Below are 24,772 nucleotides of genomic sequence, written 5' to 3' on the forward strand. Positions count from 1 at the left end.
CCGCAAGAGTAGACCATTTTTGGGATTCACTCGATAGAAAAACAGCGGATTGCCAACGTCGGTCGAGGAGTCCCTCCCTCGGTACGTTCAAAGGAACAACAAGATAAGCCGCCTTGTGAAGAGACAGTATCGAGCGTTCATAAGCTATAGCCACGCCGACAAAACTTGGGGCAAGTGGTTGGGAAGAAAGCTTGAAACCTATCGGATGCCCAAAGGTCTGCAACCGGGCGATCGACGGCTGCACCCGGTCTTCCGAGACGATGACGATATGGCCGCTCGTCCTGATCTTTGGGCCGAGATCGTCGATACCTTGAAGCGATCGGACACACTAATTGTGATCTGTAGCCCTCAAAGCGCAAAGAGCAGCTACGTCGACGATGAAGTCCAAGAGTTCAGGTCGCTCGGTCGTGGCGACAAGATTTTCGGCATGATCGTCGATGGTGTACCGGGCGATCCACAAGCAGAGTGCTTGCCACCCGCGTTCAGAGCCGACGGCAAACGAGCCGAGCCATTTGCTGTGGATGTTCGAGCAGTGGGTAAACAGGATGCCCTACTGAAGTTGGTGGCAGGCATCCGAGGGCTCGAATTCGATCAACTGAAACGCCGTGATCGAAGAAGGGCTACTTGGAGGGGCGCAATAGCCATTTCGGTGGTGGTATCTATTCTGACCGCATATGCCGTATCTCTGCTCATCCAGGCCCGGGCAGTGAACTTGCAGGCCTCCTCCGTTCTCGCCGCCCTCTCAAGCAGCGCTTTGGAAAACGGTGATGCCGGTAGAGCGCTTCGCTTCGCAATCCTGAGCGCGCAGGAATCGCCGATATCTCCAGTTGCTCCCGATGCAGAACCCACACTGATCAAAGCCTACTACGCAACGCCACTTCTTGCGGAGTTTCGCGGGCACGACTTTTCAATTTACGATGTGTCCTTCGACGGGCAATCGCGTCGCTTGCTCAGTGCATCTCAGGATGGAACGGTCCGCTTCTACACCCGCGATGGCGACGGCTGGCGGGAAGACACCGACTTCATAGATATCGACGAGCAGCTCGCGACAGCCCGTTTCGTCGGCGACAATGACGGAATACTGTCACTTCCGCTTTCCGGATCGAGACTTACGTACTGGCAGCTGGGTAGAAGCGGCTGGAACAACCACAGTCCTTTTGAAAGTGGATCGGGCATGATCCGCGCCTTCGGTTCTTCTCAAAGTGGAATGACTGTGGTGCTCGGGTATCAATCCGCTCGGGTTGAGCTTTGGAACTATGAGGACGGGACCTGGCGCCTCATTTATACGGATGAAGCAACTCCGACTGTTCCCACAGCCGCAGCGGTCTCCGAAGATGGCGACCGCTTTGCTGTTGGTGATATTGATGGCAATTTGACGATGTACGAACTAGGCGCCGATGGCAAATTTGCACCCTCCCCTCTGATCGAACTCATGCCCAGTGAAGTACGCCGACTACACTTCTCCACTTCAGGGAAACGTGCGCTTGCAGTCTCGTTGGGGGCAATGAGCATCGCCTCCTTTGAGGACGAGCGGGGCTGGGTTGCGGGCGCTCGGGTTGCCTCTGCTACCGATATCACCAATGCCGCGTTTCTGGATGTCGATGGGACGCAGGTCCTGACGAATGGAAACAACAGTACCGCGCGTCTCTGGATTGAGACTGCGGATGCGAACTGGACGACAGCTGAGACATTTGGATCGCAGGAGCGCCACGCCCGATCGCTCGCGGTTTCGCCGGACGGTACCGTTTTCGCGACCGGCGGCAATAATAACCCGGTTGTGCAAATATGGGGGCCAGCGGCCGCGCAAGACTGGCGGTCATTCCTGAAGGTAACACAAGGCATCGGCCTTGTTGGAAATGTCGAGGACTTCACGGACGGCCACACCCGTTTCAACGCTCAACCGGCAATCTCTCCTAACGGACTGCGCATCGCCATTGGAGACGTATACGGTATCGTGACGATACGTGACAAAGCGACCGACAGGGAACTGGCTCTGATCGATGCATCCCACAACCCTCAGTACGGCATAGCTTTCTCTGAAGACGGAACGTTGCTTCAGATTCTCGATGGCGAAGGACTGTACACCGGCTTGGATTTTCCTGTTGAGGTTGCGGTCAATCTTTCCGGGCCCGAACTAATTCAAAGGGTATGTCGCGATCGCCTTGGTGGAACACTCGCCGTGCTTGACGTAAGTGACACTGAAGTCGCTCCGCTGCTCGCCGACCGTCAGGCTGAGGATGTATGCGCCCCTTCCAATCTGTGGAAGCAATTCGTCGAGACGATCGGCTTCTTTCTGGGCGTGCGACCTCCACAATAAGCAACAAAAAAACTGAGTGACCTGAATTGCTCTGGTTCGGCCAATTGGCGGATCAAGAAATGCGGTCCCGATTTAGCATTCATGCCTTCCATTTCCACAGTCCTGCAATTTACAAATGATGGTGATCATCCCAATCATTGTTTTGCATGTGCATATTGTGCGCATGGCTCTGATCCATCGCAGCTTGTTCTTGCGCCATGACAGCCGCTGTCATGTCGGACAATGAGCCGTTCTCCCAACCTCCGTCAGAGATACTTGGATCGAAATCCGAAGAGAAGTCGGAGTCCGATCCATCATTGAATTCGACCCCCGCGACGATCGGTGGCGGTTCAAGCTGCAACCCAAGTGCGTCCCAGCTTTCCAGTCTCCCGTCATCGGACAGGCGAAAAAGGAAGCCCGAAGGCACGTAAGAAGGAACTTCCAGCGTCGCAAAGATCCCGAAGCTCATCATGGCGGCCCAATTGCTAGACTGAAGATTGGCACCCGTTGTCTTATTCTCAGGTGGGGCTACAAAAACGCATTTCGCCAGCAGCCCATTTGCTTTCAATATTTCAACTTCCCGGGCTACGCTTTCCGTCGCCGCAGGAACGATAACGATGAAACGCGCTCTCTTCGCCAATTCAAGAACGCGCTCTTCCCATTCATCGTCATCGGTCCGCAACTCAACCGGCCCTAGGCGCCCTGTCTCATCTCCTAAAGCGACAACATCGGTCACCTCAGAAAACGAATATGCTAGTACCGCCTCCAGGTCGAAGTTACCGACCTGCACCGCCCCATCCTGCGAGAAGGCCCGTAAGTATAGAATGTAGTCCCCGGCTTCAGTTTTCCCTTCCGACAATCCATCGAGGCGTTCGGACATAAGAATGTTTCGACTGTTCTGCTTTGCGATCAAAGTTCGAGAGAAGACAGAAGACGCAATCACTTTCAAGCCGAATAGCAGAGCAAGAAGTATGACGATGCTAAGCGGCACCCAAACGTACAACTCATAGAGCCAAAAGAAGCGAAGGCGCAGGTCCAGATAAGGTAGCAATTTCTGCACTAGCCCAAACAGATAAGGCACAAGAAGCGCAACCACCAATAGAAACCAGACCATCCTTTTGTCCGATCTTGGAAGTGGCTGTTCCTTTAGCTTGGCGAATGCTTCTCGCCCCCCGTGCTTCAGGATATTCGCAACGCCGCGTGCCGCGCTGTCCGACGTCGCGATCGAGGAATAAGCACGCTCGAGATCGGCCACGCCAACTTGACCGACTCTTGTGCTACGCGCAATTCTACGCCGCCGGAGAATTGGCCAAACCAGCAAGGCAAACGGTATTGTCCATCCGAAAATCGCAACAAAAAGCGGAAATCTTTCTGCCCAGCCGAAACCGCTGTATCCAAACGGAAACGGCGCCGAATAGAAAACTGGATACAAAGTCCACTGCGGAAAAGTTTCTAGGATAGAAACCAAGACGTAATGAAATTCTCCGTACCGCAACAACCCGCCTATCTGCGCAAGTCCCGCCAAACCGATCCACATGAAAATAGCCAAGCGTAGTAATTGCAGAAAGCTCAATCGCTTAACATACTCCAAGGTTACAAAATCAGGATCCGATCTCATCGGCGAAAGTTTAGCTTTGACCGTCTTGGGATCGACGCCTAGGCCTTTGACGAACTCGATTGTGGACTTCATGTCCTTGCCGGCAGCTTTATGGCCGGCATAGTCCGCAGCCGTTCGACCATCCAAGTCGTGGGCCGACTGACTAGCTCCGCTCGATTTTAGCGTTTCGGCAACGTCGAGATGTCCAAAGTACAGTGCATACATAAGAGCCGTTCTACCGTTGTTATCCGGCGCATCGGGGCTGGCCCCATGCTCAAGCAACTCACGCACGCTCGCGCCTTTTGCGTTCAAGGTTGCGACAATCAAAGGTGGCTGGCCATGAAGATCAATGCCGTTAGGATCAGCTCCCCGGGCGATGAGTTCTCTTATCCGTGCAACATCCCCGCGATCGGCGGCATTCCCCAACAGCGTTTGACCGTCGCAGCAAGGTAGATTGAGGCGATCCCCCGGAACGCTGCTCGGCGGCATATGGCCCGTACCGCAACAGTTCGAAAGTTCTAACAACTTCATTGCATTAACACTTATGGCTGCAGATGCCAGTCAATTTCCATTGTCTGGAGTATGCATACCATGAACTCGCCATCCGCGGAAGTATACGTATTTCGGCCAATGTTCTCCCGCAGGCGCTACGTGCATAACTATGCAAATACGCACCTTGGGATCTCGCAACGGTTCTGCTCGCAATTTCTAATTTCGACTGAAGCGAATTTGCCTAAAATATCAGCTAACATAGAGAACGTCGCGAAGCTCTATCATGTCATCTGATCGAAATACAAAAGTGCGCTACATATGAATTTCGCAAAGCCTTTGACCCCTATTTGAAGATTCAACATCCACCACCAGACCGATGTTTTCGTCCTTCGGGCGCCCCAGCTCGTTTCGGTTAGGAGCGTGGAGCCACCAACAAAGATCTATGCTTCGCCATCTCTGGACCATTTAGCGACTTGGCGATCGCCGCGCCTTCGCAAACCCGCGATCCGTCGCGATGAACCGCTCCAGCATGGGAACAATCAGCTTCTTCGGTTCGATCGGCCCCCGTCCGGCCTCTCGGCCCAGTATTTCACCATAGGCGATCAAGTCGCGATGCAGCTCTGCGGGCAGTTGCACGGTCAACTTCACCGGTTTGTCGTCCGGGATCGGTCCAAGTTTCAACTTGGTCATGTCAGCCTCCATACGGCGCGAAGACGAGATCGCGCGTGACGATCACGCGGACGGGGAAGCCCGGACGGATCATCAACGTCGGCGGGACCTCCAGCTGGCGTTGAACGATGCGCTGCCCGGCCTCGTTGATCGTGTCGAAGGCGCCGTCGCGGAGGGCACGGGCGAGGCGGTCTTCCTCGTCGAGGGAGAGTTCCGCGCCGACGGCGAGCAAGGTCGAAAGCCCCGCCGCGCGCAGGAAGCTGACCCAATGATTGTCGACGCGGTCCTCGAGACCGGCATAGCCCGCGGCATCCGCGCCAGGCTGGCGTTCTAGCACGAGAGATCGCCCATCGGGGAAGATCAGCCGGGTCCAGACGAGGAGCACGCGACGCTGGCCGACGGTGACGCTGTCGTCATAAGCGCCGATCAGACGCGTGCCTTGCGGGATAAGGAGCAGGCTGCCCGTGGAGCTGTCATAGACATTCTGGGTGACCTGCGCGGTGATCTGGCCTGGCAGGTCGGAGCGAATGCCGGTGATCAGCGCGGCCGGGATAACGGAGCCGGCCTGCAGGAGCCAGGGCGAGGCCGGTGGCTGCAAGCGGTCGGGGGCGACCGTGCGCCGGTCGATCGGCCCGGTCAGAAAGGCCTGACGAGGATCGGTTTCGGGGGTAGTGACCAAACCGCTCCCCGGGGCAGCTGCTGGCATCTGTAACCCGGTGGATACGGGCGCTCCGGGCCGTGTCTGGAAGAACAGGTCACTAACCCGGGCGGCCTCCAGTTCCGCCAGCCGCTGCTGCTCGGCCGCGTCCATAGTAGGCGGCGCGAGGCTTGGGGCGGCGACGGGCTGGCCCCGTTGCTGCGCGTCGAGAATACCGCCACCGAGGTCGCCCGGCAGGGGCGGCCCGAGCCGGGGAATGGCGTCATAGCTGCCCGGCAGATCGCGGAGACCATCGGCGGGTTGGCGGCGATCCGTCGTGATCGGTTCCGCCGGCGCAGCCGTTTGGTCTGGGCGTTGCAGGCCGTAGATCAGCGCGGCACCGATGCCGAGGCCCGCAACGACGCCAAGCCCAACGATCACCTTTCGGGAAATCCGCGTCACCCGGGGCGGATCGGCGCGCAGGCGCATGGCGGCGGCGGTATCAGTCGGCGTTGCGCTCATGTCCCGCGCTCCGCATCGTGCCGCACCACGGTCGCTTCGGTCTGGGGCTCGATCCGCAGGATGCGGACCACCTCCTGCCGGGGACCTCGCCCAAGGCGCAGCTCTGCCGCACCGAAGAGCCGGTCGACGATCAGCACATTGCCGTGGATGCGGGAGTTGACGATTTCCAGTTCGCCATCGGAGCCCAGCACGAAAAGCGGCGGCATCTCGCCCTGGGCAATGCCGCGCGGAAAGACAACATAGACCCGGCGCCCGTCATCGAAGACCGAGACCGGCCGCCAGGGTGGGCTGTCGCCCTGCAAGCCGTAGCGGTGGTTGCGGGCCTGCGCCGGCGGGATGCGCGGCGTGGTCGGCGCGACGCGTGGGGCGTCGGGCGCGCGCGGATAGGCCCAAGAGATGGCCGGCATCCAGGTCTCTTCGCTGGCGTTGAGCTCGATCAGGTAGGTGCGCCGGTCGGTCGAGATCAAGAGGTTCGTGCTGATATCTGGGCGGGTGGGTTTCACGAGAACGAGGACGCGGGTGTCGCGGCCCGCGCCGCTCTCGGTGTCGCCGATGATCCAGCGCGCGGTGTCGCCCGCCGCGATCGGGCCGCTGCCGGCCAGGCGTTCGCCGGGTTCGAGCGCGATGGTCGTGATCTGACCCGGGGCGGCGTAGACCTGATAGAGCGCGCCCTCGGACCAGGGATAGATCTGGATCGCGTTGAAATACCCCGCCTGCCGCGGTTCGACACGCGCGGCCTGATTGGCATTGCCGACCTGAGCGACGGGTGTCGCGGCGGCCTCCCCGCCCCGGCTCGGGGTCCAGGCGGGCGGGACATGGAGCGGACGCGGCCGGTCATCGGGAGCGGTCACGGGGGGTGACGGCAAGGGCGGAACCGCGTCGTCATAGGCGAAGTCGGGCGGGCGGTCGTTGGCGCAGCCGGCCAGAAGCGTGGTGGCCAGGAGAACGGTGGGCAGGATCGGTCGGGTCATTGGCTCATCTCCCGCGACCAGTTGATCGCGTTCACATAGATTCCGAGAGGGTTGGCGCGCAGGCGGTCCGCCGTGCGCGGCGGGTCGATCACGATGGTGAGGATCGCGGTCCAGCGTTCGGAGCGCGCGAGTTGGCCGTTCTCGTAGTGCCGCTCGGACCAGGCCACCCGGAAACTGTCCGGCGAGGCGCGGATCACGCTCGAGACCTCGACCGAGACCTGGTCCTCGCCGACCCGCGTGAAGGGATCGTTGGCCCGGGCATGATCGTTCAGCGCCAGCGCGCCGCGGTCGGTGGTGAACTCATAGGCGCGGAGCCAATTCTGGCGGACGACGATCGGGTCGGCGGGCAACCCCCGAATCTCCTCGATGAACCGGGCGAGATGCCAGGCGATCTGCGGATCGCTCGGGCGATAGCCGGCGTTGGCCGCTTCGACGGCGCGCGCCTCGCCATGGCGATCGATTTCGACGACATAGGGCACCACGGTGCCGCGCGCCGATTGCCAGACCAGCGCGGTCGCGAAGCCGCCCGCGAGGATCAGGCAGCCGAAGGCCATGAAACGCCAGCTCTTCGCCTGCACCCGGGCGGAGCCGATGCGCTCGTCCCAGACCTGGGCGGCCTTCTGGTAAGGGGTCTCGGGTTCCGGGGTCTTGCCGTAATGCGCGGCGGCGCGTTTGAAGAGGCTCATGGGCGGTCGCTTTCGGAGAGGGAAACGGAGGTACCGGAGCCGGGGCTGTCCCCGGCGCGCAGCGCATGGGAGGCGACGGAAACGCCATGGCTCATGGCCTGGCTGCGGCGCATGGAGCGTGCCCAGGCCGGGGGGCTGCCTGCGGGGGCGGACATGGCGGTCGACGTGCCTGTCCCGCTGCCGAGCGAGGACAAGCCGCCGGTGGCGGCGAAGCCAGCGCGGGCACCGTCTGCATGGCTTGCCTTGACGGCGTCGGAAGCCGAGGCGGCGGCGCGGCGCAGGGGCGATGTAGCAACGGATCCCGCGGCTCGGGCCACGCCGCCAAGTCCGGAGGCCACGCCGGCGGCCCCGGTCTGGCCTATCGACCCGAGGCTGTAGGCGGTGGACGCGGCCCCGGTGGCGGCAGCAGCCCCACGCGTCGCGGCTGCCCCGCCCGAGGCGAGCGCCCCGGCTCCGCGGGCGCCGAGCAGGGCCCCGCCACCCGCCGCGACGGCAGCCCCACCGACCGCCAGCCCGGTGCCAACGGCGGCCCCCGCGCCCAATTGTGGGCCGCCCGAGACGAGGCCGGTGGCGATGCCGGGGCCGAAGATGCCGAGACCGAGCAGCGAGAGCGCGGCCAGCACGATCGCCATGGCCTCGTCGATGGTGGGCGTCACGCCGCCAAAACCGGCGGTGAACTGGCCGAAGAGCGTTGAGCCGATGCCGATGATCACCGCCAGCACCAGCACCTTGATGCCCGAGGAGACGACATTGCCCAGCACCCGCTCGGCCATGAAGGCGGTCTTGCCGAAGAGGCCGAAGGGGATCAGCACGAAGCCCGCGAGCGTCGTCAGCTTGAACTCGATCAGCGTCACGAAGAGCTGCACGGCGAGGAGGAAGAAGGCCAGAAGCACGAGCGCCCAGGCGAAGAGCAGGCAGGCGATCTGGATGAAGTTCTCGAAGAAGGCGACGAAGCCCATGAGATCGGCGGTCGATTCCAGAAGCGGGCGCCCGGCATCGAGACCGGTCTGGGCCACCCGGCCGGGGCGCAGGAGATCGGCAGGCGAAAAGCCGGTGCCGGAGGCCAGGAGACCCAGCCCCGCGAAACTGTCGAAGACGATGGCGGCGAGGCTGTTCCAGTTGGAGATGAGCCAGGCGAAGACGCCGACGAAGAGGGTCTTTTTCACGAGGCGGGCGATGATGTCATCATCGGCGCCCCAGGCCCAGAAGAGGGCCGCCAGCGTCACGTCGATCACGATGAGCGTGCTGGCGATGAAGGCGACCTCGCCGCCCAGCAGCCCGAAACCGCTGTCGATATAGGAGGTGAAGACCCCGAGGAAGGTGTCGATGACGCCGGTGCCGCCCATGGCTCACTCACCCCCGGCCCGGTAGCGCGCCCGCCCGAGAAAGCGGTCGCGGGTCTCGGCCCAGACGGCGAGGCAGTCGGGATCGGAGGCCGCGGCCTCGCCCAGTTCCTGGCAGCTCCTCTGTTCAGCCCGCAAGGGATCGGTCTCCGGCATGAGGGGCGCCGCCGGAGGCACCGCCTGCCCCGCCTCGTCCCGGCCCATCTCCACCACCGCCGCGGTGACCGCGATGGCGACGAAGACGACGGCAGCGATGCGCGCGAGGACCGATCCCTCCATGGGCCTGGCTCCTTCAGTTGTTGAACATCCGGGCATTGCCGGGCTGGTAGCCCGCGCTCGGCGTGAGGAAGCGCTCGCGCTGGACCCGGCCCTGTTCGGCTGCCGCGGACCGCTCGGCCTCGACCAGCGCGGTCGCGCGGCCATTGGCGGCGACGACCGCGATTAGGTCGGCGATCTGCTGGGCTTGCAGCGCCAGGAGCTGGTTGCCGGCCTGGGTCGCCTGCAGGGCGCCCACGGCGGATTGGCTTTCGCCGACGAGGGCGGAGAGCTCGGCGCGCTGGCCGTCGAGATTGCCGACGACGCCGGCCTGCACGCGCAGGGCGTCCTGCAGCCCGCCGACGGTGTTTTCCCAGCGGGAGCGCGCATCGGCCAGAAGTTGCGCCTCGGGCGCGGACATGGGGATATTGGCGTAGTCCTGCTGGAAGACCTGGTCGATCTGGGCGACGTCGAAGGCGATATTCTGCGCCTGGGACAGGAGCTGCCGGGTCCGGTCGACATTCTGCTGCAGCGCCTGCAGCGAGGAATAGGGCAGGCTCGCGAGGTTGCGGGCCTGGTTCATCAGCATCTGCGCTTCGTTCTGCAGCTGGGTGATCTGGTTGTTGATCTGCTCGAGCGCCCGGGCTGCGGAAAGGATGTTCTCGGCGTGATTGCGCGGGTCGTAGACGATGCGCCCGCCCCCACCGAAGAGGAAGGCCTGGGCGGGCGTGGCGAGGATCGGCGAAAGGCCGATGGGGGCGGCGAGCGCCAAGGCCAAGGCGGAGGCGCTGGCGAGACGAGACAGTTGATGGGCGGCAAAGGTCATGGGGCGGTCTCCTTTTCGGGTTCAGGCGCTTGGGGGATCGGGGCGTCCGGCGCCTCAGGCTCCGGCGCGAGATTGGTCAGCTCCGGGATCAGCTCGGCGGCCCAGCCGACACCGCGGGCCTCGAGCCAGGCGGCGAGGAAGCCCTCGCGCCCGCGTTCGGCGAGGATCTCCGAGATCAGAGCCTGGTCGGACTTGGCCGAGGCGGCGCAGAGGGCAAGACCGACCTCGGAGAGGCCCAGTTCGAAAAGCCGGTTGCCGCGCCGCGACTGGCAATAGTAGTCGCGCTTGGGCGTGGCGCGCGCGAGGATCTCGATCTGCCGGTCATTGAGGCCGAAACGGCGGTAGATCGCGGTGATCTGGGGCTCGATGGCGCGTTCGTTGGGCAGGAGCAGCCGGGTCGGGCAGCTTTCGATGATCGCGGGCGCGATGGCCGAGGCGTCGATGTCGCTGAGCGACTGGGTCGCGAAGATCACCGAGGCGTTTTTTTTGCGCAGCGTCTTCAGCCATTCGCGGAGCTGTCCCGCGAAGCCCTCGTCATCGAGCGCGAGCCAACCCTCGTCGATAATCAGGAGCGTCGGCCGCCCGTCGAGCCGGTCGCCGATGCGGTGGAAGAGATAGGAAAGGACCGCGGGCGCCGCGGCGGTGCCGACGAGCCCTTCGATCTCGAAAGCCTGGACCGAGGCCGCACCAAGCTCTTCGATCTCGGCATCGAGCAGCCTTCCATGGGAACCGCCCAGGCAATAGGGGCGCAGGGCCTGTTTCAGGTCGGCGGATTGCAGCAAGACTACGAGACCGGTGATTGTGCGCTCGCCCACCGGGGCCGAGGCCAGCGAGGTCAGAGCGGACCAGAGATGCTCCTTCATCTCCGGGGTGAACGCGATGCCCTCGCGGGCGAGGATCGCACCGATCCAGCCCGCGGCCCAGCTGCGTTCGGCCGGATCGTCGATCCGGGCGAGCGGCTGGAGGGAGACCGTCGCATCCGCACCCTCGGTCAGCTCGCCGCCGAGATCATGCCAGTCGCCGCCCATGGCGAGCGTGGCAGCCCGGATCGATCCCCCGAGATCGAAGGCGAAGACCTGTGCGCCCGGGTAGCGGCGGAACTGCAGCGCCATGAGCGCGAGCAGCACGGATTTGCCCGCTCCGGTGGGACCCACGACAAGCGTATGGCCGACATCGCCGACATGGAGCGAGAGCCGGAACGGCGTCGCGCCCTCGGTCTTGCCGTAGAGCAGCGGCGGGCCGTCGAAATGCGTGTCCCGCTCCTCCCCCGCCCAGACGGCGGAGAGGGGGTTCATATGGGCGAGGTTCAGGGTGGAGATCGGCGGCTGGCGGACATTGGCGTAGGCTTGCCCCGGCAGGGAGCCGAGCCAGGCATCGACGGCGTTGGCCGTCTCGACCATGGCGGTGAAGTCCCGGCCCTGCACGACCTTCTCGACAAGGCGTAGTTTCTCGTCGGCGCGGCGCGGGTCCTCGTCCCAGACGATGAGCGTCGCCGTGACATAGGCCTCGCCCGCGATATCGGCGCCGAGCTCCTGCAGGGCCATGTCGGCATCGGCGGCCTTGTTGGCGGCATCCGTGTCGAGCAGCGCCGATTGCTCGTTGGTCATCACCTCCTTCAGGATCGCGGCGATGGATTTGCGCTTGGCGAACCATTGGCGGCGGATTCGCGCGACCATCCGCGCGGCCTCCATCTTGTCCATCAGGATCGCGCGGGTCGCCCAGCGATAGGGAAAGGCCAGCCGGTTGAGATCGTCGAGGATCCCGGGCGTGGTGGCGGTCGGGAAGCCCGAGAGGGTCGCGACGCGCAGATGGGCGGTCCCCAGCCGGGGCTCGAGCCCGCCGGTCAGCGGCTGATCAGCGAGAAGCGCGTCGAGATAGGCCGAGGTTTCCGGTACGCGGACCCGGTGGGCCTGCGTCGAGATCGTGGAATGCAGATAAGTCAGCGTCTCGCTGTCATCCATCCAGCGGCATTCGGGCATGATGCCGTCGAAGAGCGCCAGCACCCGGTCGGTCCGGTCGATAAACCCGCGCAGCACCTCGCCCGCATCGACGCCGGTCTTGTCGCGGCCTTCGTAGAGCCAGGTCTCGGCCCGCGCGGCCTCCTCGGCGGGCGGCAGGTAGAGGAAGGACAGAAAGTACTCGGACTGGAAGTGCGCCCCCTGCTCGGCGAACCCCGCGCGGCGCTCGGCATCGACAAGCGCCGAGGCCGGATCAGGAAAAAGGCTGTCGGGATACTCCGCCGCCGGGAAACGCTGCGCCTCGACGAAGATCGCCCAGCCGGAGCCGAGGTGACGGAAGGCGTTGTTGATGCGGCCTGCCACGGCCACGAGTTCCGCCGCGACGGCGCTATCGAGATCGGGGCCGCGGAACCGGGCCGAGCGTTGCAGGCTGCCATCCTTGTTCAGCACCACGCCGGGGGCCACCAGCGCCGCCCAGGGCAGGTAATCCGCGAGCCGCGTCCCTTTCCGGCGATATTCCGCGAGGTTCATCATGGGCGCGCCTCAGACCTCGAGATGACCGGGAAGCCGCAAATGCCGACGCCCGACCTCGACGAAGAGCGGATCGCGTCGGGCGGCCCAGACCGCGACCAGGTGACCCAGAAGGCCGATGACGATCCCGGCGACCCAGAGCTGCAGCCCGAGCCCGATGGCCCCGGCCAGCGTGCCGTTCAGGATCGCGAAGGCCCGCGGCGCACCGGCCAGCAGGATCGGCTCGGTCAGCGCACGATGCACCGGGACGGTGAAGCCCGGCACGTCCGCCAGCTGCTCGAACATGCCGTCCATCAGATCAATGCCCCGCCGCCGAAGCTGAAGAAGCTCAGGAAGAAGGAACTCGCCGCGAAGGCGATGGAGATGCCGAAGACGATCTGGATCAGGCGGCGAAAGCCCCCGGAGGTGTCGCCGAAGGCCAGCGTCAGGCCGGTGACGATGATGATGATCACGGCGATGATCTTGGCGACCGGCCCCTCGATCGACTCGAGGATCGATTGTAGCGGCGCCTCCCAGGGCATGGAGGAGCCTGCGGCCCGGGCGGGTCCGGCCAGCATCAGGGTGACGGTGGCGTAGATGACGGCATGCGCGACCTGCGCGCGCAGACGGTGCAGGTTTCGGGTCATGAAGGGTCTCCTGTCTTGGTATCCATCCCGGTCGGCAGCGCCGCCGGGGTAATGCGGTAATCGCCGTCCGGTCCCAGCCCGTCGACGCGGGCGAGTTCGGCGAGGTGACGGCTGGCCCCGCGTCCGGAGAGGACGGCGATGAGATCGATGGTCTCGGCGATGAGGGCGCGCGGCACGGTGACCACCGCCTCCTGGATGAGTTGTTCCATCCGGCGCAGAGCCCCGAGGGCAGAGCCTGCATGGATGGTGCCGATCCCGCCCGGATGGCCGGTGCCCCAGGCCTTCAAGAGGTCCAGCGCCTCGGCCCCGCGCACCTCGCCGATGGGAATGCGGTCCGGGCGCAAGCGGAGCGAGGAGCGGACGAGATCGGAGAGCGAGGCGACGCCGTCCTTGGTGCGCAGGGCGACGAGGTTGGGTGCTGTGCATTGCAGCTCGCGCGTGTCCTCGATGATCACGACGCGGTCGGACGATCCGGCCACTTCCGCCAGGAGCGCGTTGGTCAGCGTCGTCTTGCCGGTCGAGGTGCCTCCCGCCACGAGGATATTGGCCCTCGCGGCAACGCCCTCGCGCAACAACGCCGCCTGGGTCTCGGACATGATCCCGGAAGCGACATAGTCGGCGAGCGTGAAGACCGCGACGGCGGGCTTGCGGATCGCGAAACAGGGTGCGGTGACCACGGGCGGCAGGAGTCCTTCGAAGCGTTCCCCGGTTTCTGGCAACTCGGCCGAGACGCGCGGCCGCGCGGCATGCACTTCGGCCCCGACGTGATGGGCGACGAGCCGCACGATCCGCTCACCATCGGCGGGCGACAGGGTGGCACCGGTATCGGAGAGCCCCTCGGAGAGCCGGTCGATCCAGAGCCGCCCGTCGGGATTGAGCATGACCTCGACGGTCATCGGGTCTTCCAGAAACCCGGCGATGGCGGGTCCTAGCGCCGTGCGCAGCATCCGCGCGCCGCGGGCCATCGCTTCCGGTTTCCGAGCTGCCTCTGCCATGCTGTCCCCGTTCCGTGAGTGGCCACCGACGGGCGGCCCTGGATCGGGTCCATCAAGAAAACCAGAACCCGGCGGCGCTCAACAGGTCTTCAAGGGGCGTAGGGCTCTGGCGCACAAAGACAGGGAAAAAGGCCGGAGGCGACCAAACCTGCACCGCACGACCCATCTTGCCTTTTGGCACGCATTCTCTATATTGATGCCAAAGGAGATGACCATGCAGTTCGCCCCGGTCCAGCCTGTCCTCGCCCGCATCGATCTTCCCGTCATCACCGACGAGGAAGCGGCGGCGCTGGCACGCACAACGATCAACCTGTTCCGGGCCTGGGAGCTGACGGATGCCGAAGCCCGCACGTTGCTGGGCGACATGGCGCAACGCACCTGGGCCCGCTGGAAGGCCGGCGATATCGGCCGGATCGACCGCGACCTGCGCGCGCGCATGGCGATCCTGATGGGGATCCACAAGGCGCTGCGCTACCTCTTCACCGACCCGACCCGGGGCTATGCCTGGATCCGCAAGCCGAACGCCGCTTTCGCGGGCCGGAGCGCGCTGGACGTCATGCTCCGGGGAGAGATCACCGATTTGATCGATCTGCGCGCCTATCTCGATGCCGAACGGGGTGCCTGGTGAATGTGCCTATCCGGCGCGTGACCTGGTCGCGCACGGTTCGCATCATCCGCTCGATCCACCCGCCCATCGACCTCTTCGAGGACATCGCCGATCCGGCCGACTGGGAGGCGCTGGCCTCGGCCGAGGCCAAGTTCAACCCGCGCATCCGCGAAAGCATCGGCGATCTCTCCAAGGTCCCGGTCGCCCGCCGCGTGACCGGTCCCGGCGCCAGCTGGGTCATGGCGCCCTTCGTGCATTGCTCGCCGCTCAGGCCCGGGCGGTTCTCGGATGGCAGTTTCGGCCTTTACTATGCGGGCGACCGCACCGAGGTGGCGATCGCCGAGACCATCCATCACCACGCCCGCTTCATGCGCGCCACGGACGAGGCCCCGGGCTGGACCTCGCAGTTCCGCGAGCTGATCGGATCGATCGACGCCGATCTCGACGACGCCACGGGCCGCGCCGATCTGCTGGATCCGGACGACTACCGTCCCTCGCAACTCTTCGGAGCGGAGCGGCGTGCGGCCGGATCGAACGGCCTCACCTGGCCCAGCGTGCGCTTTCCCGAGGGTCAATGCATCGCCGTCTTCTGGCCCGACGTGGTCCCGATCCCGAGCCAAGGGGCTCATTTCGCGTATCACTGGAATGGGGAGCGCGTCGACTACGTCAAGCGTTTAGACGATGGAGAGGTGTGGCGGGTGTCGTAACGGACCGCTCAAAGTGCCGGGATAGGCAACTCGTTCAATTCAGTGCGCGCCTCGGACCAGCTCGGATAGTGCGTTGACAGGAGACCGAAGAAGCTTGGGCTATGGGTCGGTGCGAGTATGTGGATCATCTCGTGAACCACGACGTAATCCAGCAAATCTCGGGGTTTCTTGACTAACTCCGAATTCAGACGAATGGTCCGCTGTTCCGCGTTGCAGCTTCCCCATTTGGTCTTCATGCGCTGAAGGAAATAGCCTTGGACTTCGACACCAATCCGGCTTTCCCACTTCTTGATCAAGGGGGGAACCGCGGCGTGAAGAAGCTTGAGGTGCCAATTGTGTACCACCTTCGCACGGGTCTCTAGAGTGCTTTCAGGGCGCACTTGAAGATGAATCGTTCGATGATCCAGGCGCACTGCAGGCTTGCCCTCACATTCCGTCACCCGAAGAAGATGTCGGCGGCCCCATAGATAGTGAGTTTCGCGCCCGACGAATTGTCGTGGTGCCTCGCGAGCCTGCTGTGCGAGCTTTCCTTGCTGCTGACGAATCCAGCCGATCTTGGTGATCGCATAGGCGCGGGCGACGTCGATCCTGGTGGACGTCGGAGCAACGAGTGTAACGCGCCCATCGGGGGGATGGACCGACAGATGGACGTTCTTGACGTCCTTCCGGGTCACGTCGATGGCCAGATCGCCAATTTCGATCACTTCTACCATCAATACCCCGATTGGTTCTTGATGATTTCGAACATAGCAAGCGTCGCGTCGCGATCTCGATTGAAGAGCGGGAAAAGGACGTTCTTGACCTCCCGTTCGCGGACTGGGTCACCCTTCCAGCCCGCAGGGGCGTGTTCTCGTACGGTGCGGTCGATTTCCAGCGCCAGATCCGCTCTTTGGTCGTCGTCGGCGGGGACAACGAACCCTGTCGCAGGTAGGTCTGGAAGGTTGTTGTAGATCACGACGGCTTCGCGATTGCCCGAAAGGCTCGCAGGCAGGTCAGGACCCGCATCCCGCGCCGCCATCTTGCGGACCAGGTCCTCGGCCTTCTTCAGGAAGTCCTCATAGGCCTTCGCACTGTCGCGGCTTTGCTGGATCAGATCCTCAAGGAGCTTGGACATCTCGTCATAGAAGCGAGGGTCTGTCAGCTGATCGCGTATGATGGTTTTCCGGATATTATTGATGATGCCTTCGGCCACCGCGTTCTTCGACAGCTTCCCTTTTTCGTTCAGCTGCTTGGCGATCGCATTGTGGATTCCGGTTTCGATGATGGCCTGGGTAAGCGACACGTTGGACAACGCACCCAATGCTTGGGCAGGATCTGCCTGAATGTAGGTGTTCAGGAGATGCCGCATGTCGGCTTCATAAGGCTTGATATCGAGTTCTTCGCCCGAATGCTTTTTGATGGCGGCCCTGAGATCACTGTAGAAATCGACATCCCGCTGGATGTCGTTCTGTTCGGAGGAGGAATACCCTGCGTCGTCCAAGTTCTGCGCGATGGCGGCATAGGCCCGAACGAACGACGCCACGGATTTGTAAAACGAGATCCTCAGCGCCTCGGTCTCGGTCAGGGCATTCGGATCGGCGGCATCACCGCAGAAGTACCGCAGGAACTGCTCAACCTCTCTCGGCGGGGGCACCGGGGCGCCGAGATAGTGGAGCGCTTCGCGCGCCGCGTCGAGGCGCGCCTTCCCCTCTTCGATCCAGTTCTTGATCTCGACATTGTTGTCGCCGCCGCTGCCCGCATCCAGATCGAGTTCATCCGAGCTGTAGACTGCTATCGCGTGCTGGACGTCGCCGAAGAGCTCCTTGAAATCGACGATGTGACCGTAATCCTTGTCATCGCCGTCGATCCGGTTGGTCCGGCAGATCGCCTGGAACAGCGTGTGGTCCCGAAGCTTGTCGTCAAGGTAGATGTAGCTGCAGCTCGGCGCGTCGAAGCCGGTGAGTAGCTTCGACACCACGATCAGCAGTTTCATGTTGGCCGGCTCTTCGATGAAGCGCCGCTTGACCTCGGTCTCATAGGCTGTCGTGCTCTGGCCGCCTTTCAGCACGAACTTCGTATACGTGTCGTACTTGTACCGTTCGTCGCTGTTGGCGGGCTCGCGCGAGATTGCATTGTGGTTCGGCTCGAAGGACGTGACGATACCCACATGCGGCCCGAGCCTGGTGCTCTGGAACTCGCGGTAGAACTCGCAGGCGTCGCGGATCGAGGCCGCGACCAGGATCGCGGTGCCTCTGTCGTCGCTCAGCCGCGGCTTCAGATCGAAGTCCTGCACGATCTCGGCAACGATCCGGCGTTTTCGTTCGGTCGCGCTGAGCAGCTCCTCCATGTTGGCCCAGCGCTTCCGCAGAACGGCCTTCTGGAAGTTGTTGAGGTTCTTCGTCTTCTTCTCAAACCAGGCGTCAATTGCAACCGGGCTCGTCATGCGTTGCGGCACGTCGCGCGCTTCGTATTTCAGGTCGAGCACGACCTTGTCCCGGACCGCTTCCTGGAACTTGTAGGTGTGGATGTAGGTGCCGAAGACCTCGCGCGTGGTTTGCCGGTCCTTCCGCAGCAACGGGGTTCCGGTGAAGCCGACGAAGATGGCGCCCTCGAGCCAGCGCTTCATCTGCTTGTTCATGTCGCCGCCCTGGGTGCGATGGCACTCGTCCACGAACACGTAGAAGCGGCCGGTGACGTTCGGAGGTGGCCCGGACAGATCGGTCGTGTCGAACTTGTGAATCAGTGCGCAGATCAGCCGGGGCGATGGTGCGCCCAGCCAGCTCACGAACTCATCGCGGCGCGTCACCCGAGGCGATGGCGCATCGGCCGCGACGACGCCCGCGTTGCGCATCACGCCCTCGATCTGCTTGTCGAGCTCGTCGCGGTCGGTGATGACCAGCACGCGGGCATCCGGTTCGCGTTCGAGGATCCATTTGGCCAGCAGCACCATCAGGATGCTCTTGCCGGACCCTTGGGTGTGCCAGATGACGCCGCCCTCGCGCTTCGCAAGCCGCTCCTGCGCCAGCTTTACGCCAACGAACTGGTGTTGCCGGGGAACCTTCTTGATGCCCGCGTCGAAGATCACGAAGTTCCGGATCAGGTCGAGCAGCCGATCCTTACGCAGCATCTGCCCGACCGGACGGTCGAGAAGAGCGCCGGCGGGCAGGTCTCCGGCGGGCGGGTCTTCATCCCGCCAATCCACGAACAGCGTTTCGGGCGTTCCAACCGTGCCATAGCGCAGGCGCTGCGCATCGCTGCCTGCCAGCAGAAGCTGCGCGGTGGCGAAGAACGGGGCGTTAAAAATCTCGTCCTGGTTGGAAATCAACTGCCGGATGCCGTCGCCGATCTCGACGGAGGAGCGTTTCAGTTCGATCACCGCGACGGCGAGGCCGTTGAGGTAGACGACCAGATCGGGGCGCCGTTCGTGGCCGCCCTTCAGGGTCACCTCCTCGGCGAGGGCGAAGTCGTTGGCGGCGGGGTTGTCCCAGTCGATCAGGTGCACCGTCTTGTGCGGGGTGGCGACCGAGGTCTGCACGTCAACGCCGTAGCGCAGAAGCGTGTAGGTGCGCAGGTTGGCCTGATAGAGCGTGGTGCCGGTCACCTCGATCGCCTGCATCAGGCGCGTCAGGGCGGCGTTGATCTCGTCGTCGGAATAGCCGCGGGCGGAGAGGTTGGCGCGCAGCAGGTCGGGCTCGACGCAACGGTTGCTCGGGCGGCCCGACCAGTCGCCGAGGTTCCGGTAGCCGAGGCCGCCCTTGTCCTCCGGCGTGGTGATGTGGGCCGCGAGGCGGTCCTGCGTGACGCGCTCGCTGCGGGGACGTTCAGGCATGGGCCACCTCCAACGCGTCCAACGGCTCGCCCTGGACCGGCAGGCGCACGCGGCCGGTAAGCAAGGCCTGCATCATCCCCTGCTTGAGCGCCCGGGTCTTCTCAAGACGGGCCTCGAGCGCGGTGATTTCAGCATCCATGTCAGAAAGGACGCGGACGATGGCCCGCTGCTCGTCTGGTTCCGGTAGCAGGATTTCCGCGCTGGCAATGTGTTTGCGATTGGTGGCGTAGACCTTCGTGCCAGCGGCCAGCCTGCGAAGATGGGTCGTGAAAGCCGGAATGTGCTGCAGGTAGCACTTGAAGCCGTCCGCGAGAACGTCCTTGTCGAAGCGGGCCGCAATGGTGTGTTGGCCTGCGACGGCTTCGATGCCCTTGGCACCCGCGATCTCCAGCGATTTGCCGACGCCTGCAAGGTCTTCTGATGCATCGACAAAGACCAAGTCGCCGTCTTCTAAGCGCGTTAGTCGAGCGGCTTCCAACTCCGGCAAACGTGGCATCTCTACTTTGCGAAGATCGAGTCGCAAGCCGGTTGCGACGTGAATGTCGCCATAGTGCAGGTAGCGAATTGGGTCATCGACGGTGAGCTGTGCACGGGAGTGGATACCGTTCTTGAGGAATGAAACATGGTTGCCTAGCAGCGTTTCATTCCACGGTATTGAAAAACCTGGAAGGCGAGTGCCGCCTGCAAGCAAACGACGCATCGTGCCAATTCTCAAGTCTCGCTTCTTGAATATGAGGCGAGAGATGCCGTCAATTTCTTCGTCGACGTCTGTAAGTGCTTCTACAATCGAATATTGCTCACCTATCGGTGGCACAACAATCTTTAGCCGCTCGAACGCGGGCATATAAATTGTGTTGTGGGTGCTCCCAGCCATCAAGCTCTTCCAGACTGGTTGCATAGCCCTGAACAAATAGCCCAAGTACTCATTGAACAATCGGGGGCCGCAAATGTAATTTGCAAAGTCCTGGCTGGTTGCCATCGGCTGGGTGATTATTGATGCCTTTCCGACCGTAGCTGTACGCGAAAAGACAACCGTACCAGCAGGAAGGAGTCTCGCGGAAGAATTCGCAAGACCGAGCTCGGTGATCTTCAGTGATGTGTCGTCGATGAAATTTCGATCCAGCAGATCGGTATCATGCAGCGAGACCCACGGGATGGAACCATTCCAATAGGTCGCGAACTTCTTGCTGGGAGTATGGCCACTCTCAAGACGCGCGTACTCAGCGATAGGGCGGTAGTCCCAGTCTTCTGGGATGATGCCGCCATCAGTCTTTTTGTAGCCGGGCCTCAGGTCCATGCGGCCCCCATCGCCCTCAGATGGGTTGCGACACGGGCGGCCAGCACATCGACCTCTTCCTCCAGCTTGGGCAGCGGCATGGCATAGCGCTCCGCCAGCCCCTTGACACGGGTGGACAGGGCTTGCGCCACATGCGCGACCTCACCGGTCACGCGGGCCTCGATGGTGTCGAGCCATTTGTCCGCGACCACCAGCGTCTTGGCCTCGTCCTCGGTCAGTTTGCCATAGCGGTCGTGCACCTTCTTCCACAGGGCCTCGTCCGCCGCCTTGCGCTTCTTCTTCGTGGCGTCGAGCGCAGTCATCCCCTTCTGGTAGGCTTCGAGCGCCTGCCGCTCGTCGGCCAAGTCCGGATCACGGCCGATTTCCTTCAGCCGGGCCTTCAGCGCCTTCGCGGTGATCTTCTGCTTGTCGCCTTCGCCCTCGATCACCTCGGCCAGCAGCCCGTCCTCGCCCGCGCCCTCTTCGAGCTTCTCGGCGAGGTCCTGCTCCAGTTCTGCGATCCGCACGTCGAAGGCATCGATCTCGGCCTGCTCGGTCGCGAAGTACCGCGCAACGATCAGGCGCGACGGGATCAGGTCCGAGGTGAACCGGCGACGCCCGAGCATGTAGTCGCCCGGTTCGGGCCACTCGAGCTTGCCGCTTTTGCCCTTGCGCTTGACGATCTCGCGCGGTTGCGAGCCCGCCACCCAACCGGTCGCGGCGATGACATAGGAATCGTCCTGCAGCGCCTCGGCCCAGTAGTCCATCAGGTGCTGGTACACATCGTAGGGATCGACGAGCGGGACGGATTGGAAGGCGGCCAGCAGGTCCTCCGAAATCGCCTCGATCAGTTCCTTCGGCTGGTCGCCCGGAGCGAAGGCGCGGCATCCCGCATCCGCCCGGCCCCGCCACTCCGTGAAGGTCGCGGCGGCGGAGGCGGTGAAGGTCCGGAATTCCGCATGTTCCTCGATGGCCGATTTCACCTCGGCGATCGGGCGGGTCAGCGAGAGGTATCCCGGCCGGAGGTCTTCGAAGAGCTCACCCCGAAGCGACGGCATGACCTTCCACCAGCTGTCCAGCGCGTCGATGTCCCGTTTCGGGATGCCGCCCTGCAGGTGCGCGTCGATGTCGTGGATGTCCTCGGCTTCCGAGGTGTCGATGTAGCGGGCCAGGTTCAGGTTGAAGGCATTTCGCGGATCGGCGATTTCGTCGAACGGCACCATGCGAGCATAGCCCGGCACGTCGGCGCCCTTGCGGAAAGTGTCCACGATGCGGTGGATGTCCTGCTCGCGCAGTCGGTTCTTGGCGCCGTCCTTGCGGAAGCCCTTGGACGCGTCGATCATGAAGATCCCGCGCCGGGCCGTGGCGTTTTCCTTGTCGAGGACGACGATGCAGGCCGGAATGCCGGTGCCGTAAAAGAGGTTCGGCGGCAGGCCGATGATCCCCTTGAGATAGCCCGACCTGATCAGTGCCTCGCGCAGATCGGCCTCGGCATTGCCGCGGAACAGGACGCCATGGGGAAGGATGCATGCGGCCTTGCCCGCACTTTTCATGGTGCGGATGATGTGCAGCAGATAGGCATAATCGCCCTGCTTCTTGGGCGGCGCGCCCCATTCGAACCGGTTGTGCTTGTCCGAAATCGCGCCTTTGTCGTCATAGGTGAAGCCGGTGCTCCACGCCTTGTCCGAGAACGGCGGATTGGCGACGACATAGTCGTATGTGCGAAGGCGCTCACCCTCAAGGAACTTGGGAGTCGTGAGGGTGTTGCCCGCGACGATCTTGGCGGTCGGGAAGTCGTGCAGGATCATGTTCATCCGGGCGAGACCGGCGGTGGTCACGTCCTTCTCCTGGCCTTCGAGGGTGATCCGTTTCCCGGCCTCGGCCGCAACCTTGAGGAGCAGAGAGCCCGATCCGCATGTCGGGTCGTATGCGGTGGTTCCGGCAACGGTATTCTTGGGTGAGATACCGATCACCTTGGCGATGATCCGGCTGACCTCCGACGGGGTGTAGAACTGCCCTTTGCTCTTGCCGCTTTCGGTCGCGAAGTGGCGCATGAGGTATTCATAGGCGTCGCCCAGAATATCGTCATGGTCCGCGCGGTTCTTCGCGAAATTCAGATCCGGGCTCGAGAAAATGGAAATCAGCCGACCAAGCCTGTCGACACGATCATTGCCTTCACCAAGTTTGTTCGGATCGTTGAAATCCGGAAAGTCCGTCCGTGCCAGCATTTCGTTGGCATCAACCAGCGGCTGAATGACCTGCGTATTGATCAGATCCCCAATATTCGGGTTGCCTGTGAGGGCCGCCATGTCATTAAAGCTCGCGCCCTTTGGAATGATGATTGGCGGCTCTAAGTCATCGCTATCGCCGTATTTGTCGGAGACATATTTGATGAACAACATGAACAGGACGTAGTCTTTGTATTGACTCGCATCCATTCCGCCACGGAGTTCATCGCACGATGCCCAAAGTGATGAATAGAGATCTGATTTCTTGACTGCCATTTTGTCCGTTTCTTGTTGGCCCGCTGAATTAGGGACGGTTCCGGTGCCTGACTTAACCTTACTCTAGTCAAGAGCGCGGCATGCTACCAGCCCGCTTGGGTGACTTGCCGAAGATTCGCGTTTGGCTTGCTCGGGATCGTACCTGTAGACCGGCCCCTGCCCAAATGCCGCCAAAAGGGCGATGCTCGCGCTGCGCAGCCGCTCTCACCGGTCTTCGCGGAAGTCCTGTGACGTTTCGTTTCCTGTATCCCCAGGAAGCTCATCCGCAAACCACCGCCCCTTTTGCACCCGCTTGCCCAGCGTCTCGACGAACCCGTCGAACCGCTCGCGGCCCTTGGCTTGTGATGCGGCCTGCTGCTCCGGCGCAATCGGCGGGGTGATGGTGAGCCAGAAGCGGACGAAGAGTGCGAGGGTTTCGGTCGTGATCCGCTGATCACGTTCGAGACGGGCGACCTGTCGTGTGAGGCGGTCAAGGCGGCGCGTAAGGGCGGCCTCCTGCATGTCGGCATGGTCGGGCGAGAGGAAGGACTCGACGGCCGCTTCGACGATGGCGGAGCGGGTCACCCGTTTCCGGTCGGCGATGTCATTGATCCGGCCGATGAGATCGGCTGGCAGAGAAAGGTTGAGGCGGTCGCGCATGAATCAGTCCTCAAAGATCGATACCGTCATTGCGGTCCATCGAGGCCTGCCGGGCCACCTGCCCCATCTGCTTGCGCAGGGCCTGCCGTTGCCGTGCAGCCTCTTCCGGTTCGTCGTCGAGTATCATCTCGAACTCACGCGCCGGTTCAGCCGTCTTTACCGCGGCGGCGGCCAGATGCTCGGGCAAGTCTGGTTCCCGACGCAGGCCTGCGTTCGCTTCATCCGCATTGGTCAAAGGCGTCAAGGCCCCCACTGACGTATCGGCTTCGATGGCCGGGAGAGATGACCATGGATCATCCTGCATCATCGGCTTGCCTTGCTTCGGATCTGGTGGCGGCATCATACGATCCACGAACCGCCTGTCCTCAAAGTATCGCGCCTTCTTCGCCCGGATCGGCGGGGAGCCTGCGACCATGACGATCTCGTCGTCCGGTGGCAGCTGCATGATCTCGCCCGGCGTCAGCAACTGGCGCGCGGTCCCAGAGCGCGAGACCATAAGGTGGCCCAGCCAAGGCGCCAGCCGGTGCCCGGCGTAGTTGCGCATCGCCTTCATCTCGGTTGCCGTGCCGAGGGCATCCGAGACACGCTTGGCGGTCCGTTCGTCATTGGTCGCGAAGCTCACGCGGACATGGCAGTTGTCGAGGATGGCGTTGTTCTGGCCATAGGCCTTCTCGATCTGGTTGAGCGACTGCGCGATCAGGAAGCTCTTGATCCCGTGTCCGTCATCGAATGATTTGGAACACGAGCGTTTGATTGGCTTAGGAGGATCAGGCTCGCCGCAGTTTCAATCTACGCCGCGTTCTGATGATGCAGCAAGCGGCGTTTCT

At 63.0% G+C, this 24,772-nt stretch carries 20 protein-coding genes and 1 pseudogene; 3 read left to right on the plus strand and 18 right to left on the minus strand.

What is annotated here, in order from left to right; translation table 11 throughout:
* The first annotated feature begins 115 nt into the window (after positions 1–115).
* Positions 116–2,317 (plus strand): toll/interleukin-1 receptor domain-containing protein, encoded by a 2,202-nt coding sequence (locus tag ACR0DY_RS14025; RefSeq protein ID WP_480514487.1) that lies wholly within the window; start codon positions 116–118, stop codon positions 2,315–2,317.
* A gap of 109 nt (positions 2,318–2,426) precedes the next feature.
* On the opposite strand, the gene ACR0DY_RS14030 is transcribed toward ACR0DY_RS14025, so the two are convergent.
* The 12 genes from ACR0DY_RS14030 to trbB all read right to left on the minus strand — a co-directional run bounded on the left by ACR0DY_RS14030 (position 2,427) and on the right by trbB (position 14,356).
* Positions 2,427–4,424: an ankyrin repeat domain-containing protein gene (locus ACR0DY_RS14030; RefSeq protein ID WP_480480265.1), complete on the minus strand. Its 1,998-nt coding sequence runs from the start codon at positions 4,422–4,424 to the stop codon at positions 2,427–2,429.
* Positions 4,425–4,850: 426 nt separating this feature from the next.
* The gene (locus tag ACR0DY_RS14035; RefSeq protein WP_480898508.1) at positions 4,851–5,075 is read right to left on the minus strand and encodes a DUF2274 domain-containing protein; all 225 of its coding nucleotides are present in this window, start codon (positions 5,073–5,075) and stop codon (positions 4,851–4,853) included.
* A 1-nt stretch (position 5,076) separates the two neighbouring features.
* Positions 5,077–6,213, minus strand: coding sequence for a TraB/TrbI/VirB10 family type IV secretion system protein (locus ACR0DY_RS14040; RefSeq protein WP_480480261.1), 1,137 nt, complete (start codon positions 6,211–6,213; stop codon positions 5,077–5,079).
* Positions 6,210–7,184, minus strand: a complete 975-nt coding sequence (gene trbG / locus ACR0DY_RS14045) for a P-type conjugative transfer protein TrbG (RefSeq protein WP_480898510.1) — start codon at positions 7,182–7,184, stop codon at positions 6,210–6,212. Before trbG ends, ACR0DY_RS14040 begins: the two co-directional genes overlap by 4 nt.
* Positions 7,181–7,870 carry a conjugal transfer protein TrbF gene (gene trbF, locus ACR0DY_RS14050; RefSeq protein WP_480545348.1) on the minus strand — a complete coding sequence of 230 codons (690 nt, stop codon included), beginning with the start codon at positions 7,868–7,870 and terminating at the stop codon, positions 7,181–7,183. Before trbF ends, trbG begins: the two co-directional genes overlap by 4 nt.
* A complete protein-coding gene (gene trbL / locus ACR0DY_RS14055; RefSeq protein WP_480898512.1) occupies positions 7,867–9,216 on the minus strand; it encodes a P-type conjugative transfer protein TrbL in 1,350 nt (449 codons plus the stop codon). The genes trbF and trbL overlap by 4 nt, the downstream gene beginning before the upstream one ends.
* Positions 9,217–9,219: 3 nt before the next feature.
* The gene (trbK-alt, locus tag ACR0DY_RS14060) at positions 9,220–9,492 is read right to left on the minus strand and encodes a putative entry exclusion protein TrbK-alt (RefSeq protein WP_480545344.1); all 273 of its coding nucleotides are present in this window, start codon (positions 9,490–9,492) and stop codon (positions 9,220–9,222) included.
* A gap of 13 nt (positions 9,493–9,505) precedes the next feature.
* Positions 9,506–10,294 (minus strand): P-type conjugative transfer protein TrbJ, encoded by a 789-nt coding sequence (gene trbJ / locus ACR0DY_RS14065; RefSeq protein ID WP_480545342.1) that lies wholly within the window; start codon positions 10,292–10,294, stop codon positions 9,506–9,508.
* Positions 10,291–12,786 (minus strand): conjugal transfer protein TrbE, encoded by a 2,496-nt coding sequence (gene trbE / locus ACR0DY_RS14070; protein WP_480898516.1) that lies wholly within the window; start codon positions 12,784–12,786, stop codon positions 10,291–10,293. Before trbE ends, trbJ begins: the two co-directional genes overlap by 4 nt.
* Positions 12,787–12,795: 9 nt before the next feature.
* Positions 12,796–13,077, minus strand: a complete 282-nt coding sequence (locus tag ACR0DY_RS14075) for a VirB3 family type IV secretion system protein (protein ID WP_480545338.1) — start codon at positions 13,075–13,077, stop codon at positions 12,796–12,798.
* Positions 13,077–13,409 carry a TrbC/VirB2 family type IV secretion system protein gene (locus ACR0DY_RS14080; protein ID WP_480545336.1) on the minus strand — a complete coding sequence of 111 codons (333 nt, stop codon included), beginning with the start codon at positions 13,407–13,409 and terminating at the stop codon, positions 13,077–13,079. The genes ACR0DY_RS14075 and ACR0DY_RS14080 overlap by 1 nt, the downstream gene beginning before the upstream one ends.
* Positions 13,406–14,356, minus strand: coding sequence for a P-type conjugative transfer ATPase TrbB (trbB, locus tag ACR0DY_RS14085; RefSeq protein WP_480545801.1), 951 nt, complete (start codon positions 14,354–14,356; stop codon positions 13,406–13,408). The genes ACR0DY_RS14080 and trbB overlap by 4 nt, the downstream gene beginning before the upstream one ends.
* Before the next feature lie 262 nt (positions 14,357–14,618).
* Here trbB and ACR0DY_RS14090 point away from each other — a divergent pair, with 262 nt between their 5' ends.
* Together ACR0DY_RS14090 and ACR0DY_RS14095 are read left to right on the plus strand one after the other, a co-directional pair.
* Positions 14,619–15,032: an antitoxin Xre/MbcA/ParS toxin-binding domain-containing protein gene (locus ACR0DY_RS14090; RefSeq protein WP_480545334.1), complete on the plus strand. Its 414-nt coding sequence runs from the start codon at positions 14,619–14,621 to the stop codon at positions 15,030–15,032.
* The gene (locus tag ACR0DY_RS14095; protein ID WP_480545332.1) at positions 15,029–15,718 is read left to right on the plus strand and encodes an RES family NAD+ phosphorylase; all 690 of its coding nucleotides are present in this window, start codon (positions 15,029–15,031) and stop codon (positions 15,716–15,718) included. The genes ACR0DY_RS14090 and ACR0DY_RS14095 overlap by 4 nt, the downstream gene beginning before the upstream one ends.
* 8 nt (positions 15,719–15,726) lie before the next feature.
* Here the strand turns inward: ACR0DY_RS14095 and ACR0DY_RS14100 are convergent, their stop codons facing one another.
* The 6 genes and pseudogenes from ACR0DY_RS14100 to ACR0DY_RS14125 all read right to left on the minus strand — a co-directional run.
* Positions 15,727–16,431 carry a M48 family metallopeptidase gene (locus tag ACR0DY_RS14100; RefSeq protein WP_480545330.1) on the minus strand — a complete coding sequence of 235 codons (705 nt, stop codon included), beginning with the start codon at positions 16,429–16,431 and terminating at the stop codon, positions 15,727–15,729.
* Entirely contained in the window at positions 16,431–19,526 is a 3,096-nt protein-coding gene (locus tag ACR0DY_RS14105) for a type I restriction endonuclease subunit R (RefSeq protein WP_480898522.1), read from the minus strand. Before ACR0DY_RS14105 ends, ACR0DY_RS14100 begins: the two co-directional genes overlap by 1 nt.
* Positions 19,519–20,823 carry a restriction endonuclease subunit S gene (locus tag ACR0DY_RS14110; RefSeq protein WP_480898525.1) on the minus strand — a complete coding sequence of 435 codons (1,305 nt, stop codon included), beginning with the start codon at positions 20,821–20,823 and terminating at the stop codon, positions 19,519–19,521. The genes ACR0DY_RS14105 and ACR0DY_RS14110 overlap by 8 nt, the downstream gene beginning before the upstream one ends.
* The gene (locus tag ACR0DY_RS14115) at positions 20,814–23,306 is read right to left on the minus strand and encodes an N-6 DNA methylase (RefSeq protein ID WP_480898527.1); all 2,493 of its coding nucleotides are present in this window, start codon (positions 23,304–23,306) and stop codon (positions 20,814–20,816) included. Before ACR0DY_RS14115 ends, ACR0DY_RS14110 begins: the two co-directional genes overlap by 10 nt.
* A gap of 204 nt (positions 23,307–23,510) precedes the next feature.
* Positions 23,511–23,945, minus strand: coding sequence for a CopG family transcriptional regulator (locus ACR0DY_RS14120; protein WP_480545322.1), 435 nt, complete (start codon positions 23,943–23,945; stop codon positions 23,511–23,513).
* A 10-nt stretch (positions 23,946–23,955) separates the two neighbouring features.
* Positions 23,956–24,678, minus strand: a pseudogene (locus ACR0DY_RS14125) (type IV secretory system conjugative DNA transfer family protein); the annotation flags it as partial.
* Positions 24,679–24,772 lie beyond the last annotated feature (94 nt).

Source organism: Ruegeria sp. O6 (assembly GCF_056535045.1).

Excerpts from the sequence above, each read along its gene's own strand:
- trbL (WP_480898512.1), bottom strand. The coding sequence starts at position 9,216 with ATGGGCGGCACCGGCGTCATCGACACCTTCCTCGGGGTCTTCACCTCC.
- ACR0DY_RS14080 (WP_480545336.1), bottom strand. The coding sequence starts at position 13,409 with ATGACCCGAAACCTGCACCGTCTGCGCGCGCAGGTCGCGCATGCCGTC.
- ACR0DY_RS14075 (WP_480545338.1), bottom strand. The coding sequence starts at position 13,077 with ATGGACGGCATGTTCGAGCAGCTGGCGGACGTGCCGGGCTTCACCGTC.
- trbG (WP_480898510.1), bottom strand. The coding sequence starts at position 7,184 with ATGACCCGACCGATCCTGCCCACCGTTCTCCTGGCCACCACGCTTCTG.
- ACR0DY_RS14115 (WP_480898527.1), bottom strand. The coding sequence starts at position 23,306 with ATGGCAGTCAAGAAATCAGATCTCTATTCATCACTTTGGGCATCGTGC.
- trbE (WP_480898516.1), bottom strand. The coding sequence starts at position 12,786 with ATGATGAACCTCGCGGAATATCGCCGGAAAGGGACGCGGCTCGCGGAT.
- ACR0DY_RS14040 (WP_480480261.1), bottom strand. The coding sequence starts at position 6,213 with ATGAGCGCAACGCCGACTGATACCGCCGCCGCCATGCGCCTGCGCGCC.
- trbB (WP_480545801.1), bottom strand. The coding sequence starts at position 14,356 with ATGCTGCGCACGGCGCTAGGACCCGCCATCGCCGGGTTTCTGGAAGAC.
- ACR0DY_RS14100 (WP_480545330.1), bottom strand. The coding sequence starts at position 16,431 with ATGGTAGAAGTGATCGAAATTGGCGATCTGGCCATCGACGTGACCCGG.
- trbK-alt (WP_480545344.1), bottom strand. The coding sequence starts at position 9,492 with ATGGAGGGATCGGTCCTCGCGCGCATCGCTGCCGTCGTCTTCGTCGCC.
- ACR0DY_RS14110 (WP_480898525.1), bottom strand. The coding sequence starts at position 20,823 with ATGGACCTGAGGCCCGGCTACAAAAAGACTGATGGCGGCATCATCCCA.
- ACR0DY_RS14090 (WP_480545334.1), top strand. The coding sequence starts at position 14,619 with ATGCAGTTCGCCCCGGTCCAGCCTGTCCTCGCCCGCATCGATCTTCCC.
- ACR0DY_RS14030 (WP_480480265.1), bottom strand. The coding sequence starts at position 4,424 with ATGAAGTTGTTAGAACTTTCGAACTGTTGCGGTACGGGCCATATGCCG.
- trbJ (WP_480545342.1), bottom strand. The coding sequence starts at position 10,294 with ATGACCTTTGCCGCCCATCAACTGTCTCGTCTCGCCAGCGCCTCCGCC.
- ACR0DY_RS14035 (WP_480898508.1), bottom strand. The coding sequence starts at position 5,075 with ATGACCAAGTTGAAACTTGGACCGATCCCGGACGACAAACCGGTGAAG.
- trbF (WP_480545348.1), bottom strand. The coding sequence starts at position 7,870 with ATGAGCCTCTTCAAACGCGCCGCCGCGCATTACGGCAAGACCCCGGAA.
- ACR0DY_RS14120 (WP_480545322.1), bottom strand. The coding sequence starts at position 23,945 with ATGCGCGACCGCCTCAACCTTTCTCTGCCAGCCGATCTCATCGGCCGG.
- ACR0DY_RS14105 (WP_480898522.1), bottom strand. The coding sequence starts at position 19,526 with ATGCCTGAACGTCCCCGCAGCGAGCGCGTCACGCAGGACCGCCTCGCG.